Below are 16,065 nucleotides of genomic sequence, written 5' to 3' on the forward strand. Positions count from 1 at the left end.
CAACCCATTTTATTGGTTGATTTGAATTATTAAGGTAACTAGTAATTATTAAGGGCTAGTAGGAGGCGTGAGCCCGAAAAGAACTGGTGTTATGACACTACTTCCAACGCCTAATCTGATTTGTTGCACTTGCAATACTTTCACAGTTAATTCTAATACGATTTTTTCACGTAATGTACTGAACGTACCTTCTGGCGCTGCCATAATCGGTGAAAAATCAAGTTCAAAGAAGTTCGCTGCTACTAATTCACCAAATGGTTGTTCATTGTATTTCACAAGATTTTGGAAGAAAGCCTTATCAAGACGAGCATCCATTTGAGTCGCTTCATTAAGGAAGTTCGCTTCCGCAAACTCGGAAATTCCTAAGATAGGTGTTGAACCTCCAATTGTTTGTGGGAAAGTAAGATCTGTAAAGCCAGAAAATGGAACGTCAGCAATTCTATCACGAAGTGCCCCACTACATGCTGATGAAGCATATTCGATATTTTTGCGAATATGGCCTGCTACAAATAATTTAGCTCTAGTTACTCTAAAGAAGTCTGTACCATCAATTCGTGCAAAGCTAACTGGTACTAGTTTTACTTGATTTAGGAATACGTTTTTTTTCACTCTTTTGATTTCAGTTGCTGGCGGAGTAAGTGTAATATCTGACTCTACAACGATTTGCAATGTTGGTTCTGCCAGCACAACTGGAACTTTTATAGTTGGTGCCGTAACTGGTGTAGTAATTACTGGTGTAAATTCATTCGTTAATGGTATTTGCTCTGTTGATGCTACAGGACAAGGTAAATTTGGATTTTCAAATTGTTCACTCAAAAAAAATTCCTCTTTTCATTTTTAGTATTAGAGAGCTCTCCTATCGCTAGAATATGTAGCAATTAAAACTATATATGGACGTATATATTAGAAAAGAAACTTTTATGCTGAGTGAAAAAACTTCTATTATTGCCCAAGGCGTGGACTGTCATATAGAACTAGGATTTTTTGCACTTGTAACATATGGATAATTAATTCTAAAACTATATTCTGACTTAATCGATTGGCATGAGTTATTGACTCATTTTGTGAATCCAATGCTGTATATTCAATATTCTGCTGTATATAGCCTCCTATCAATAACTTTCCCTTTACTGCTGTACATGTTCCATTCTCTAATGATTGGGATAAACGAATAGGTATAAATCTACAGTTGGTAAGCACTACCTTATTCGAGATTTCTTTCACGCCTACAATCCCTTTTTCAAATGCCATAATCTCTTCAAGACATAGTTCAATTTTATATTCCCCAACTACAACAGGTACTCGAATATGTATTAAATCAGATGCGTAAGAGCTGGCTTCCCCTTTTTCAATTGATGGTGAGTTATGTACAGGAGTGACCACTGATTGAAAGGGACGATGCTGCATATTATTTTTATCATTCGTATCAGTTTTCATGATTGAAATCAATTGATTAATGTCTGACCGAACTAAACGACATTCAGGATGGTCAGGATAATCTGCTGTCGTATGGAAAAGCTTTGTTTCAAATTGTGGAGTTAGATGATCGTTTTTATCCAGAAATTCGAATGTAGTATTTTGAACATGTTCACCATAAATAGGAGCATGGAGAAAATTATTAATCTCTACATACGTAGAAAACGGGCATTTTTTAGTAATGGAGTATATCTCTCCATACAACGATTTTGGAATGGGATTGTCTTTCTCCGTATCCACAGTGTCCTCAAAGTGCCTTTTATTTTCGACTGTAGATTCTGCATCTGAGTGAGTTGCTAAATCATGTTCTTCCACCCGGGACTCATCATAATCAGATGGGATTTCTTCAACATCCTCCCTATTCGTTTCTGTAGATACGAGTACATGTTTTGTTAAAATTGATTCCTCAATAGCACCAGTTTCAATATTTGGCGAAGGTGCGATTTCTTCCTCCCTATTCGTCTCTGCTGAAATGGGTAGGTCTTTATTGGCATCTGATCGCTCTATTAAAGCTATTTTCTCTTCAAGGTTCTGATCACTTTGTAGGAAAGATTCGATTTCTCCTTCATCTAATACTAAGTCTTGATCGGATACTACATCGTCCTCCAAAGAATTCTCATCGTTACCTAGTGGAGGTTCATTGTTTTTCTCATCGGTTGTTTCTGATGGTCTAGGTATGTCAGGAGGGATAGCTATCGAATCCGTTGTAGGTGATTCATCTTCTATTTCACTAAGTCGAGAATTGCTTTCCTTTCCATCTCCTGAAGATTCGTTATCTTTTGTCTGATACGCCCAATCCGTATATTTATTTTGCTTAGAAGATACTTCTCTCATCTCTCTAAAGTTAATCCATGGAGTATTCATTCGTTCACTCCCAAACAATATTAGGTACATTTATATCCATTCATCTTTAATGGAAAGATTGCCATTCTAATTACAATTTATAGTATGCTTGATTTCCCTATTTGTCACAGAAGTCTCAGTTTAATACGTTTTGTATGGTCCATTCGTTTTTGGATGTAAAAAGGCAGTTAATAGTCCGAATAAAATCCGAACTGTCAACTGCCAGCAAAAAATTATGAATTTTGATTAGTGCCTTGTTATGACTTTATTCAATAGTTGCGATTAACAAAATTCAGAAGGAGGAGTAGGATTAACTGGTGGTGAAACTGGTGGTGTAAGTCCTGGAAGAACAGGAGTTACTACGCTACTTCCAGCTCCCAAACGAATTTGTTGAACTTGCAATACTTTTACAGTTAATTCTAATACGATTTTTTCACGTAATGTGCTAAATGTACATTCTGGTGCTGCCATAATTGGTGAAAAATCAAGTTCAAAGAAGTTCGCTGCTACTAATTCACCAAATGGTTGTTCATTGTATTTCACAAGATTTTGGAAGAAAGCCTTATCAAGACGAGCATCCATTTGAGTCGCTTCATTTAGGAAGTTCGCTTCTGCAAACTCGGATATTCCTAAGATTGGTGTAGAGCCCCCAATTGTTTGTGGGAAAGTAAGATCTGTAAAACCAGAAAACGGAACGTCAGCAATTCTGTCACGAAGTGCACCACTACATGCGGATGAAGCATATTCGATATTTTTACGAATATGGCCTGCTACAAATAATTTAGCTCTTGTTACTCTGAAATAGTCAGTACCAGCAATTCGTGCAAAGTTAACTGGTACCAGCTTCACTTGATTGAGAAAGACATGTTTTTTTACTCTTTTGATTTCAGTTGCTGCTGGAGTTAGGGTAATATCTGACTCTACAACGATTTGTAAAGTTGGCTCTGCCAATACTACTGGAATTTTAATAGTTGGCGCTGTTACTGGTGTAGCTATTAGTTGCGTAAAATCATTCGTTAATGGGATTTGTTCAGTTGATGTTACTGGACAAGGTTGAATCGGTTGAATCTGACTATCAAATTGTTCACTCAAAAAAATTACCTCTTTTCAATTTATAGTTTTAGTGAGCTCTCCTATCGCTAGAATATGTAGCAATAAAATCTATATATGGACATTGAACTTGTTCTCTTCCATATTTAATTTGGAATTTTTGAGCCTGAATACTAAATCTGCCTCCTGTTCAAAAAGGAACTCATAAAAAAACCACCTAAATAAAATTAGGTGGCTTCCCTATTACTCATCGTTAGCATAGCATTTATTCAAATTCATATGAGATGGCAGACAACGCATACAGTGGCGCTGTTTCTGCACGTAAAATTCTTGGTCCCAACGACATGGTTTGAGCACCAGCATGTAACAAGGCCTCTGACTCTTTACGAGAAATGCCACCCTCTGGACCAAAAATAATAAGCATTGATGTTAATTTTTGATCATGCACAAGTCTAAGCTTGTCCGCAAATCGTGTGCGTTTCTCAGCTTTTGCATCCTCTTCGTCTGCGATAAAAACGGCATCAAATTGGTCTATTTCTTGTAACAATTGTTTAAATGTAACAGGTTCATACACTGTTGGAATATGTGTACGATGGGCTTGTTCCGCCGCCTCTTTTGCAATTTTTTGCAATCTCTCTTGCTTTTTAGCCCCTTTTTTCTTGTCCCATTTCACAATCGAGCGTTCCGCTTCAAATGGCAGTAAGGCAAACATGCCAAGCTCTGTCGCTTTTTGTGTAATCAGCTCTAGCTTATCGCCCTTTGGTAAGCCACAAGCTACTGTTATTTGAATAGGTAGCTCCGATGAAGGGATAGTTTCGCCAGTAGCGTCAACCACTACCTCATCACCTTCAAATCCTGTAATCGTACAAATATGAGCAATATTTTGTGCAACAACAACAATCTGATCGCCTTGTTTCATGCGCATCACTCGCTCAATATGCCTTGCATCATCTCCACTAATCCGTAAATTCTCTATGGCTGTTTCAATAAAATATCGTTGCATATGCTCCACAATCCTTTCTAGCAAGAAATGAAAGCGCCAAATCGCCAGCACATGGCTTACGATTTGGCGCTTCCTCCATCAAGTTATAGTGGTCGACGGGCAATGATCGCTACCCAATCTTCCATTAATAATACTTCTTCAATTATAAAGCCTGAAGCTTCCAGAGCTACTTTAACATCATCGCGTTTGGCACCGATAATGCCTGAAGTGACATATAATCCACCTGGTTTCACAATTGTAAATGCATCGTCAGTGAAGGACATAATGATTTCTGCCAAAATATTTGCGACAACCACATCTGCTGGTTCTTTAACCGTATCTAATAGGTTACCGTGGAAAACAGCTACTTTGTCCTCTACTTTATTTAAGGCAACATTTTCTTGTGCAGAGCGAACTGCAACCTCATCTAGATCGAGGGCATGCACATTTTTAGCCCCAAGTAGTGCCGCTCCGATAGACAATACGCCTGACCCTGTTCCAATATCAACAACCGTATCGCCTTCTTTGATGACCTTTTCAAGACCTTGTAGACACATCACTGTAGTTGGATGTGTTCCAGTACCAAATGCCATACCTGGATCTAATTCAATAATTAATTCATCTGTTGAGACAGGTGTATATTGCTCCCATGTTGGGACAATGGTAAAGCGTTCAGAAATTTTGACAGGATGGTAGTATTGCTTCCATGCAGTTGCCCAATCTTCCTCATTAACCTCAACAATGGATACTACATTTTCACCAATATCTATGTTAAAGTTCGTTAGATTTGTAATGGCTGCTTTAATTTCCTCGACCGTTTCATTTAAGAAACTAGACTCCGATAAATAAGCTTTTACAATGACGCCATCCTTCGGGAAATCCTCTTCATTTAGCGCATATATTTCACCAAATTGATCTTCACGTGGCTTCGCAAACTCTGCAGAATCTTCAATAACAACACCACTTGCTCCTGCTTCATGCAAAATATTCGAAATTGCTTCTACCGCTTCATTTTTTGTATGAATGGATAATTCTGACCACTTCACGTAGCTCTTCAGCTCCTCTAATTATTCACCTTGGAATTTTTTCTTAATTTTATCGAATAGTGAACTTCCTTGCTCTTCAGGGATATCGCCACTAATTTCTGCAAATTCTCGTAATAATTGCTTTTGTTTTTCCGTTAATTTCTCTGGCGTCATCACCTTCACGGTTACATACTGGTTCCCCGTACCATAGCCATGAACATTTTTTACACCTTTATCTTTTAAACGGAATTGAGCACCTGACTGTGTACCAGCTGGAATGCGTAGTTTTACTTTACCGTGAACAGTTGGTACTTCAATTTCATCTCCCAGTGCTGCCTGTGGGAATGTCAATTTCAACTCGAAATAAATATCATCTCCATCACGTTCGAAATCATTATGACCTTGAACACGGAACATAATATATAAATCCCCTGCTGGTCCTCCGTTTATACCTGGCTCACCTTGACCAGATACACGAATTTGTTGACCATCATCGACACCAGCTGGAATGGACACTTTAATTTTCTTGCGTTTTTGAACTTTTCCTTCTCCACGACAAGTTGAACATTTTTCTTTAATGATCTTCCCTGTCCCATGACAAGTTGTACAAGAACGACGGTTCATCATACGACCAAATGGTGTATCCACTGCTTGGTTGATTTGACCAGCACCATTACACGTCGAACATGTTTCAGGTTGTGTACCAGGCTTTGCTCCGGAGCCATGACAAGTTTCACACGTTTCATCTTTAGGGATTTCGATTTCTGTTTCTTTCCCAAAAATAGCTTCTTCAAATTTAATATTCATGCGATATTGCAGGTCGTCACCTTTGCGTGGCGCATTTGGGTCCTGACGACGTCCACCACCGCCAAAGAATGAACTGAAAATATCCTCGAAGCCGCCAAAGCCGCCGCCTCCAAAGCCACCACCAAATCCAGCATTTGGGTCCTCATGACCAAATTGGTCGTAGCGTGCTTTTTTCTGATCATCACTTAATACTTCATATGCTTCAGCGATTTCTTTGAATTTTTCATCTGCACCCGGCTCTTTATTAAGGTCAGGGTGATATTGCTTTGATAGTTTACGGTATGCTTTTTTGATTTCATCTTTTGTTGCCGATTTTGTTAGGCCAAGCACCTCGTAATAATCGCGTTTCTCCATGATTCACACTCCGCTCTGTTTGCATAAAATCTATTGTAACATGCAGTCGATAAAACTGCCTTATTTTTTGAGTATTCGTCTGTATAAATTTGAGGTTTTTACTTCCTAGCAGTGTTAACGTATGCAAGCATTTCTTAATTGGTACCTTTACTAGGAAGATAACCTTACATCATGACAAAAGCCAAAGCCGCAAGCGGTCTTTGGCTTTTTCACTTTACTGTACGTTTAATTCTTATTTATCATCTTTTACTTCTTCGAAATCAGCGTCTACAACACCATCATCTTTTTTACCAGCACCAGCGTCTGCTTCTCCGCCTTGTGCTGCTTGAGCAGCTGCTGCCGCTTGTTCATAAACTTTCATAACTAATGGCTGTAAAACACCTTCTAATTTTTCTTTAGCTGCTTTAATTCCTTCTAATTCGCCAGCTTCAAGTGCTTTTTTCAATTCATCACGAGCATCTTCTACAGATTTTTTCTCGTCTTCTGTAATTTGCTCACCTAGGTCGGTAATTGTTTTATCCACTTGGAATACTAATTGGTCAGCTTCATTGCGAAGATCTGCCTCTTCTTTACGTTTAGCATCTGCGTCAGCATTAGCCTCTGCGTCTTTTACCATGCGTTCAATTTCTGCCTCTGATAAACTTGAATCAGATTGGATTACAATTGTTTGCTCTTTATTTGTACCAAGGTCTTTCGCTTTTACAGATACAATACCATTTTTATCAATATCGAAAGTTACTTCGATTTGAGGTACACCACGTGGTGCTGGTGGAATATCTGCTAATTGGAAGCGACCTAATGTTTTGTTGTCTGCAGCCATTGAGCGTTCACCTTGTAGGACGTGAATATCTACTGCTGGTTGGTTGTCAGCTGCTGTAGAGAATACTTGTGATTTAGATGTTGGGATTGTAGTGTTACGGTCAATTAATTTCGTGAACACGCCACCCATTGTTTCAATACCAAGTGAAAGTGGTGTTACGTCAAGTAATACAACGTCTTTCACATCACCTGTTAAAACGCCACCTTGAACTGCAGCACCCATTGCTACAACTTCGTCTGGGTTTACACCACGGTGAGGTTCTTTGTTAGTTTCTTTACGTACTGCTTCCTGTACAGCAGGAATACGAGTAGAACCACCAACTAGAATAACTTGGTCAAGTTCAGAAGTTGAAAGACCTGCATCAGATAATGCTTGGCGTACTGGACCTACTGTACGATTTACTAATGGTAATGTAATTTCATCGAATTTCGCACGTGTTAAAGAAATCTCTAAGTGCAATGGACCTGCTTCACCAGCTGTAATGAATGGTAAAGAGATTTGTGTTGATGTTACACCAGATAAGTCTTTTTTCGCTTTTTCAGCAGCATCTTTTAAACGTTGCATGGCCATTTTATCTTTTGATAAATCAATGCCGTTTTCTTTTTTGAATTCAGCCACTAAATATTCGATAATTGCGTCATCGAAGTCATCCCCACCTAGTTTGTTATCACCAGCAGTTGCTAATACTTCAAAAACACCATCACCTAACTCAAGGATCGATACGTCAAATGTACCACCACCAAGGTCAAATACTAATACTTTTTGATCTTGATCTTGTTTATCTAAACCATAAGCTAGTGCTGCAGCTGTAGGTTCATTGATGATACGCTCAACTTCAAGACCAGCGATTTTACCAGCATCTTTTGTTGCTTGGCGTTGTGCATCGTTAAAGTAAGCAGGAACTGTAATTACTGCTTTCGTAACTTTTTCACCTAAGTAATCTTCTGCATAACCTTTTAAGTATTGAAGAATCATAGCAGATACTTCTTGTGGAGTGTAGTTATTGTCTTCCACCGTTACTTTTTCAGCTGTACCCATTTTTGATTTAATAGAGATGATTGTGTTCGGGTTTGTTACTGATTGACGTTTTGCTACTTCACCAACTTGGCGTTCGCCATTTTTAAATGCAACAACAGATGGTGTTGTACGATTTCCTTCTGGATTTGGAATTACTTTTGGTTCGCCACCTTCAAGTACAGAAACGCAAGAGTTTGTTGTTCCTAAGTCAATACCGATAATTTTGCTCATTAAAATTTCCTCCTATTAATTCGACGCAAAGGATGCGTTTTTTCACTAATTTTAATTGACTAAATAGTGCTAAGACTATTCGTTCACAGATACCATAGTTGGGCGTAAAACACGATCTTTTAAGATATATCCTTTTTGTAGCTCGCGTAAGACGACACCCGTCTCTTTTTCACTATCCTGTTCCTGCATAACAGCTTGGTGGATATTTGGATCAAATTGCTCACCTTCTGCTTTAATCACTTGCAGACCTTCTTTTTCTGTTGCGTCTAGCAACGAGCGATACACCATTTCAATTCCTTTAATAATAGATGCAGTCTCTTCAGAAGTTGTCTCCACCTGTAATGCACGCTCAAAATTATCAAGGACTGGCAGTAAATCCGATAATAAGCTTTGCGCTCGGTACTTTTCAGCAGCCTCACGATCTAGTTGTTGTCGACGACGCATATTATCAAAATCTGCACGTAGACGTAGGTGTCGGTTTTCCTCGTCATCTAGCTTTGCTTGTAATTCAGCAAGTTTCGCCTCATATTGTTCTTCCACTGATAATTCAACTTCTTCTTGAACCTCTGTGCGCTCTACTTCCTCTGCTGTCGTTGCAGCTTGTACATCATCTTGTACTAAATCTTTGTTTTCAGTTGTTTCCGTCACTTGAATCCTCCTCATAATCACTCACTACGATTCTTCATAAATGCTTGTGTTAAGTCTAAGCGTATTACGTCTAATAATGCCACCACACGCTTATAATCCATGCGTGTTGGGCCAATAATAGCAATGGCTCCCTGTTGATCATCACCAATAGAATACGTAGTGGTAATGACACTGCAATTTTCCATTTCTAGCTGTTTATTTTCAGAGCCTATTCGAATATGAATGCCTGATTCATTTGGATGGAATAATGACTGCACTTGGCTGGTCGTTTCCATTAAGTCCAATATCATACGGACTTTATTTAAATCATGAAACTCAGGTTGATTAAACATATTCGTTTTACCACCATAGAAAATCTTACTTTCTGGATTTTGCATGGTCGCTGTTACAAGTGCATGAATAAAATCATCCGCTGATCGAACATGTTGCTGTAAGACTGCCAACACTTCAGCTTCTAGACTTTTATGGAGCTCATCTAATGACACACCTATTAGGCGATCATTCAAGATATTGACCATTTTTTCTAAATCCGAAGCGGTAAAATCTGGTGGTAAATTAAATAAGCGATTTTCAACATGTCCATTATTCGTCACGATAATCGCTACTGCTGTATCACTTGACAGTGGTACAATCGAAAATCTTTTGACACGATGTCTTTGAACATCAGGCCCTAATAGTATGGAAGTGTAAGATGTCAGCTCTGATAGAATATTGGCTGACTTTCGGATAATATGCTCTACTTCTACAAGTCGATCATTGAAAATCGATTGGATCTGTTGAATGTCTCTCGAGTTAATACCTTGAGGACTCAACAAATGATCTACATAAAATCTGTAACCCTTTTCCGAAGGCACTCGACCAGAGGAAGTATGCGTTTTTTCTAAATAGCCTAATTCCTCTAAATCCGCCATTTCATTTCGAATTGTGGCTGGACTAAATGTAATCCCTTGTTTTTTGGAGATTTGGCGAGAACCTACCGGCTGTGCAGATAAAATAAAGTCATCTATAATTACTTGCAAAATCTGTAACTGCCGATTTGTTAGCATGATTATCACCTCTGTTAGCACTCAACTAAGAGGAGTGCTAATACTATTATTAAATTATCAAATCCCACAATTTATGTCAACGATATCGCTCATTCTTCTAGCAAAAATTGTTGAAATACCTCATTACCCACAAAACGCCCTTTTCTTGTGAGGCGAACACCCACATCATCATGTTCTAAAAGTCCTTTTGATACTAGCTCTTTCAGGACAGAATCATAATGAGCTACGATCGGTACCTTCAACTTCTCTTCATATATTTTGTGCTTAACTCCCTCAGTTTTACGCAGTCCTAAAAACATTTGCTCTTCTCTTTTTTCAGCCTGTGATACTTCATGCTCATGGACAATTGGAAGTTCCCCTGCGAAGACAGTTTCCATATATTTTTTTAAAGGTCCGTGATTGGAATAGCGTACACCTGCTAGATATCCATGGGCACCAGCACCAAAGCCAGCATATTCATCGTTATCCCAGTAGATCTTATTATGCTCCGAGTGATAACCAGGCTTTGCAAAATTACTAATTTCGTATTGTTGAAGACCATGCAATTCCATTTGCTGCATTAAAACATCGTACATATCCGCTTCCAAATCCTCTGTTGGTAAAAGGAGCTTTCCTTTTGCATACTGATTATAAAAAATCGTTTTTGGCTCCACAATAAGGGAGTAAGCAGAGAAATGAGGTAAATCAAGGGCTAATGCTTTTTCTAATGAGTCCTTCCATTGGGCCATTGTTTGGCCTGGCAATCCATACATTAAATCAATACTAATATTTTGGAAGCCGATTTTTTTAGCCAAAGCAATTGTTTCATACACATGCTCGTTACTATGTGTCCGTCCTATTTTTTGTAACAGTCCCTGATCGAAGGATTGCACACCCATACTTAGTCGATTGACACCGCCCTCAAACAAAACTTGCAATTTCTCCGCAGACAATTCATCTGGATTCGCCTCTGATGTAAATTCTGTCACACTATTCATTGGAATATACGTACGAATTAATGTTAGAAGTTTGTCCAATTGCTGTGGCGATAATGCTGTTGGTGTACCTCCACCCAAGAAAATGGTTTCGATATGACGAAAGCTTTCTGGATTTTTTTGCGTTGCAAGCGCCATTTCCTTCCCAAGTGCTTCTATATATTCATCCACTGGTTGATTTTTAAAGTAAAATTTATTGAAATCACAATAATTACAGATTTGATGACAGAAAGGAATATGAATGTAAACACCTCGTGCCATAGCTTTCCCTTCTTTCTCGTTAAGTCTTTTCCATTTCTACATTATAACGAATCAATAGAAGGAACGCTATGAAACCATCTAGTGGGTTTACACATATTTTTCCCCATTATTTTTTCTACAAACTAAAAACTAGTATGCCAAAGAAATCCCTCTAGCCTACTAGTTCAATTCATGTATAACAAATAATACCGACTACTATACCTAAAAGCACCAATAAGTAAGGTGGCATCTTCCAGCGCATTAAACACCATAAGAATACAGCGACAAAGACAACATCTAATCCGTTTTGAATAGTTTGTGTCACAATCGGATGGATAAAGGCAGCGACCAAAATTCCGACGACTGCCGCATTGGCTCCTGACATGGCTCCCCTTAGTCGGATATTACGGCTTAAGCTGAACCAAAAAGGGAGGGCCCCTATTACTAACAAAAATGCTGGTAGGAAAATTGCCAAAGTGGCGATAATCGCTCCTGGCACACCAGCAATAGCCATGCCAATATAAGCTGCAAATGTAAATAATGGCCCTGGAACTGCCTGTGTCATACCATAGCCTGCTAAAAAGTCCGCAGTACTCATTTGTCCACTTTGAACAAACTGTGCCTCTAATAAAGGTAAGACTACATGACCTCCACCAAATACAAGTGCCCCTGCTAGATAAAACTTCTCAAGCATTGTTACCCATTCATGATTCCACAAAGTACTCATCATCGGTAACCCAAAGAGCAATAGTAAGAAAAGGCTTAATAAAGCAATACCAGTGGATTTAGAAATAGGCATATGAATCGCTAAAGGTGCATTGCCCTCGTTACTTTTTTTTATTCGTTGAAAGCCGATACAAGCAGCTAGTAAAATGGCTGTTATTTGTGCCAGCGGATGGGCCCATAATAGCACGATGATAAGCGCCATTATAGCGATCACCCCATGCAATTTTGTTGATAGTAATTTTTTACTCATATCAAATATTGCTTGTGCCACAATTGCCACAGCTACTAACTTCAAACCATGTATCCAATCCATTTTTAACTCTGTATACATGGAAATATAGGCAAATACCATCAATAACAACACAGAGGGTAGCGTAAAGCCCAGGAATGAAAGTACACTCCCTAATAAACCACCCCTTAATAAGCCAATCCCCATTCCCACCTGACTAGATGCAGGCCCTGGTAAAAATTGACTCAATATGACAAGCTGACTATAATCTTGGGCAGATAGCCATTTACGTTTTTGCACGTATTCTTGTTGAAAATAACCTAAATGAGCTGTTGGTCCCCCAAATGACGTACAACCTAATTTTAATGAAACATAAAAAATCTCCCATAGCGTTCGCAAACTCTCAACTACTTTCCATATCTTTTTTTTCATCTTACACGGAAAGGTGATCCTTTCAGATTAAGAGTTTGTAAATTTTCATTCATCGCTAATCTTTTTTTATTTTAATGGCGGAATCAAGTCTACTCCCATCCTTATCGACAGGAACTAACGTATAATTTTTCTCAGATAAGTATAGTCCATCCAAACGGCTTCCCCACTTTGTCCCTTCTTTATTTAAAGGATAGGGTGTTTCAAAAGTCCATGATTGCCCACCTTTAGACTGAATTTTAAAGAGTAGAGCCTCATTGACAATACTTTTCTCAGAATGAAAATAAATAGTAGTAGAGATAGGGGTGGAAACTACACGATCAATCATTAACTCTTGCTGATCAATATGTTTGACTTTTTTATTGATTGGAAAAATATGTCGATCTTCTTGTAATTGCTCTTGTGATGCCTCTACTTGAAATTCCCACGGCTTTTCAATGCGTGTTTCTACATTCCAATCTTTATAACGAATATCCAATTCTAAAATTTCATCTGTCGGGAAATCATCCATTTTGATGCTATTATAAATGGTATAAACATTTGCAGATTTTGCAATAGACTGACCTCCATTACGAACCATATAATCTTTACCATTAACAAGTATTTGGGGAAAGAAAAACACCTGATGATCTGGCTTAAACTCTTTAGCAGGCTCGAAGGTTGCATTTAATAAAACTTGATTGTCATCCATGATCACTTCATTTAACGTTAAACGCCCAAGACTATTGTTAGCTGTTTCCCCTACCTCTGTTTTATAAGCTTCAAAATCTACTTCCCTATCCCATAACCAGTACAGCAAAGAAGAACTACTAACTACTAAGACTAATAAGAATACAACAACAATTCCCCATTTTTTGCGTCCTCGATTTTCCTTATTTAAATCTACAACTCGAAAGATATCATCGGACAACAAGTACACCTCTTTTTTATAAATAGTTATGATTTATTGTAGTTAGTAAAGAAGCATTATATAACCTGAATAGAAAGAAGGTTGGACAAAATCAATATGTATTTAAAGGAATTATTCAATCCCTTTATTTTAGATGACGAGCCTTATTTACTTCTTGCATTAAATAGTCCACGAATAGATCATCCCTTACTAGCCAAGCCTGGTAATATCGCTTTACATACCATTCGGCATCTTTAAAGCTCATAAAGGTTTGCTCAAGCGGAATTTTATTTATTTCAATGATCCAATCCATTTCATTATTTGAATAGAGAAGAAATAATTCATCGTGGTGATTTTTATAGAAGGTTCCAAAGGTGGTGCCCTTAAGGTTATAGCGATTTCTTTTTGCGTCCTCAGGAATGGGCTCTACGTGGAAAGTTTCTAGCACAAATTGCTTGTATGCCTCCACTGTTAATGAGCACCCAGCTGCTTTTTGATGCCCTCCTCCACCAAACAAGGCTGCGATGGCCGCCACATTAATATGATCATGTATCGTACGGAAGGAAACTCTTTTACTCCCCATGTTAATCATGGCAATATAATCAAGATGAACGTTTTCTTTCCCTAATTCATTGCCAAGCTCAGAATGATAAGATTCCGCATAAACAACCCCACCATAGAAGTCACCTAAATTTGTTTGAATTAGCTCACGTTTTTTTCGGCGAATATAACGTTCTATTTTCTCCTCTTCCATGCTTAAAATTTTCTTTTCGAATTCATCAAAGTCGAAATGAGGCTGACTTTTTAATCGATCCAGCATTTTCTCTTCGAATTCTTCTATAGACACTAAAAAAAAGAGTGCATTCAATCGTTGCGCCTGAAAATTTCCGTTCCTTTCCCATTCCCATGTATCATACTGTCGCACTAGCTCAACAAATTCTGTTAGAACATCTGTTTTTTCTAATAGTCCATGCATGACAAGATATTGATAAAATAATGATGTGGCAGACGTTAAAAGGCCTTGTTCATCTTCCATTACAACCTTACCCCACTCGTACTGATTGAGGTGGAGGGCTGTTTGGTGATGGTCTAAAAGCTGCACATTCCCAGTAGCCTGAAAGTAATCATCAATTCTTTTTTCGTTCCCCTCATTCGGAGAAAGATCTGTAATAAATAAAAAAGATTTGGACTGTTCATTTTCCAAAAAGAACTCGATCTCGCGGTCAAGTGCTGTAACAGAGTTATATCGTATTTTCACCTGATCGTTAAACGCTAGCTTAGCTAGAATCCCGCAACCTACACCATCTAAATCGTTATGTGATAGTAATTTATACATGTCTTCACCTCCGATATAGTATGGTTACTTTTTTGTTATTCAAACAAAGAAGGTCGTTGAAAAAGAATACGTGATCACATACATTTAAAACAATTAATTCAGCTACACAAATTCATATCAGAAGGAGAAATATCAATGAAACGTAAGCTCGCCTATAGTGGAATTGTCATCGTAGTAATACTTGCCTTCACATTTTCAGCCTATAAACTAATGAATGCCCGCAAATATCAATTGTTTGGAAACCTAACCTCTCAAGTTGAGACAAATGACAAAGTTGTTGCGTTGACATTTGATGATGGACCAACTAAAAATACCGATGCTATCTTATCGTTACTAGACGATTATCAAGTGAAAGCAACGTTTTTTCTAATCGGAAAGGATATCGAAGGACAGCCTGAGGAGGCGAGAAAAATTGCTGAGGCTGGTCATCAAATTGGAAATCATACGTATTCACACAAGCGTATGGTATTAAAGAGTCCTGCCTTTATTAAACATGAAATCGAAAAAACCGATGACTTAATAGCTGATATTGGCTATACGGAATCAATCGTAGTAAGACCTCCATATGGCAAAAAACTAATTGGATTCCCTTATTATTTAAATAAACATAAGCGAGAGACGATTACATGGAACTTAGAACCTGATACGTTTTTCACACAGGCTGATGAAAAAGTGAGGTATGTAAAAGAAAACATTCGACCAGGTTCCATTATTTTAATGCACCCTATGTATGATTCTACGGGTAATGAATTACAGGCCATAGAGAAAATTTTACAGACATTAATGGACGAGGGTTACACATTTGTAACGATTGATGAACTTTTAACCATCAAAAACGATTAATAAAAAAACACTAAGGAATCTGTGCCTACTATAGGACAGATTCCTTAGTCAATAATAGTCACGAAGCAGCAATATCATGTTCATTCACTATAATATTAAC

Annotated in this window: 14 protein-coding genes; 1 reads left to right on the top strand and 13 read right to left on the bottom strand. The window is 38.1% G+C overall.

Going from position 1 to position 16,065, the window contains the following annotated elements; translation table 11 throughout:
* Positions 1–48 precede the first annotated feature (48 nt).
* From PI85_RS04545 to PI85_RS04605, 13 genes are all read right to left on the bottom strand, one after another.
* Positions 49–816, bottom strand: a complete 768-nt coding sequence (locus PI85_RS04545) for a CsxC family protein (RefSeq protein WP_036127197.1) — start codon at positions 814–816, stop codon at positions 49–51.
* A gap of 126 nt (positions 817–942) precedes the next feature.
* Positions 943–2,340 (bottom strand): BC_2427 family protein, encoded by a 1,398-nt coding sequence (locus PI85_RS04550; RefSeq protein ID WP_235318453.1) that lies wholly within the window; start codon positions 2,338–2,340, stop codon positions 943–945.
* A 261-nt stretch (positions 2,341–2,601) separates the two neighbouring features.
* Positions 2,602–3,411, bottom strand: coding sequence for a CsxC family protein (locus tag PI85_RS04555; RefSeq protein WP_036127199.1), 810 nt, complete (start codon positions 3,409–3,411; stop codon positions 2,602–2,604).
* A 223-nt stretch (positions 3,412–3,634) separates the two neighbouring features.
* Complete coding sequence (locus tag PI85_RS04560; protein ID WP_036128144.1) at positions 3,635–4,372, bottom strand: 16S rRNA (uracil(1498)-N(3))-methyltransferase; 738 nt, start codon at positions 4,370–4,372, stop codon at positions 3,635–3,637.
* Positions 4,373–4,455: 83 nt separating this feature from the next.
* Positions 4,456–5,397 carry a 50S ribosomal protein L11 methyltransferase gene (gene prmA, locus PI85_RS04565; protein WP_008179480.1) on the bottom strand — a complete coding sequence of 314 codons (942 nt, stop codon included), beginning with the start codon at positions 5,395–5,397 and terminating at the stop codon, positions 4,456–4,458.
* A 21-nt stretch (positions 5,398–5,418) separates the two neighbouring features.
* Positions 5,419–6,537 carry a molecular chaperone DnaJ gene (dnaJ, locus tag PI85_RS04570; protein ID WP_008179481.1) on the bottom strand — a complete coding sequence of 373 codons (1,119 nt, stop codon included), beginning with the start codon at positions 6,535–6,537 and terminating at the stop codon, positions 5,419–5,421.
* A 232-nt stretch (positions 6,538–6,769) separates the two neighbouring features.
* Positions 6,770–8,605 (bottom strand): molecular chaperone DnaK, encoded by a 1,836-nt coding sequence (gene dnaK, locus PI85_RS04575; RefSeq protein ID WP_036127200.1) that lies wholly within the window; start codon positions 8,603–8,605, stop codon positions 6,770–6,772.
* A 75-nt stretch (positions 8,606–8,680) separates the two neighbouring features.
* Positions 8,681–9,253, bottom strand: a complete 573-nt coding sequence (gene grpE / locus PI85_RS04580; protein WP_036127202.1) for a nucleotide exchange factor GrpE — start codon at positions 9,251–9,253, stop codon at positions 8,681–8,683.
* 17 nt (positions 9,254–9,270) lie between these two features.
* Positions 9,271–10,299, bottom strand: coding sequence for a heat-inducible transcriptional repressor HrcA (gene hrcA / locus PI85_RS04585; RefSeq protein WP_036127203.1), 1,029 nt, complete (start codon positions 10,297–10,299; stop codon positions 9,271–9,273).
* An 89-nt stretch (positions 10,300–10,388) separates the two neighbouring features.
* Complete coding sequence (hemW, locus tag PI85_RS04590) at positions 10,389–11,534, bottom strand: radical SAM family heme chaperone HemW (RefSeq protein ID WP_036127204.1); 1,146 nt, start codon at positions 11,532–11,534, stop codon at positions 10,389–10,391.
* 169 nt (positions 11,535–11,703) lie between these two features.
* Positions 11,704–12,900, bottom strand: coding sequence for a chromate efflux transporter (gene chrA / locus PI85_RS04595; RefSeq protein WP_233301358.1), 1,197 nt, complete (start codon positions 12,898–12,900; stop codon positions 11,704–11,706).
* Between the two features lie 55 nt (positions 12,901–12,955).
* Complete coding sequence (locus PI85_RS04600; RefSeq protein WP_233301359.1) at positions 12,956–13,816, bottom strand: DUF4179 domain-containing protein; 861 nt, start codon at positions 13,814–13,816, stop codon at positions 12,956–12,958.
* Positions 13,817–13,931: 115 nt separating this feature from the next.
* A complete protein-coding gene (locus PI85_RS04605) occupies positions 13,932–15,122 on the bottom strand; it encodes a DHH family phosphoesterase (RefSeq protein WP_036127207.1) in 1,191 nt (396 codons plus the stop codon).
* Positions 15,123–15,257: 135 nt separating this feature from the next.
* On the opposite strand from PI85_RS04605, the gene PI85_RS04610 reads away from it, so the two are divergent.
* Complete coding sequence (locus tag PI85_RS04610) at positions 15,258–15,965, top strand: polysaccharide deacetylase family protein (RefSeq protein ID WP_036127208.1); 708 nt, start codon at positions 15,258–15,260, stop codon at positions 15,963–15,965.
* Positions 15,966–16,065: the final 100 nt, after the last annotated feature.

The organism is Lysinibacillus sp. A1 (assembly GCF_000801965.1).
Classification (GTDB): Bacteria; Bacillota; Bacilli; order Bacillales_A; family Planococcaceae; genus Lysinibacillus; species Lysinibacillus fusiformis.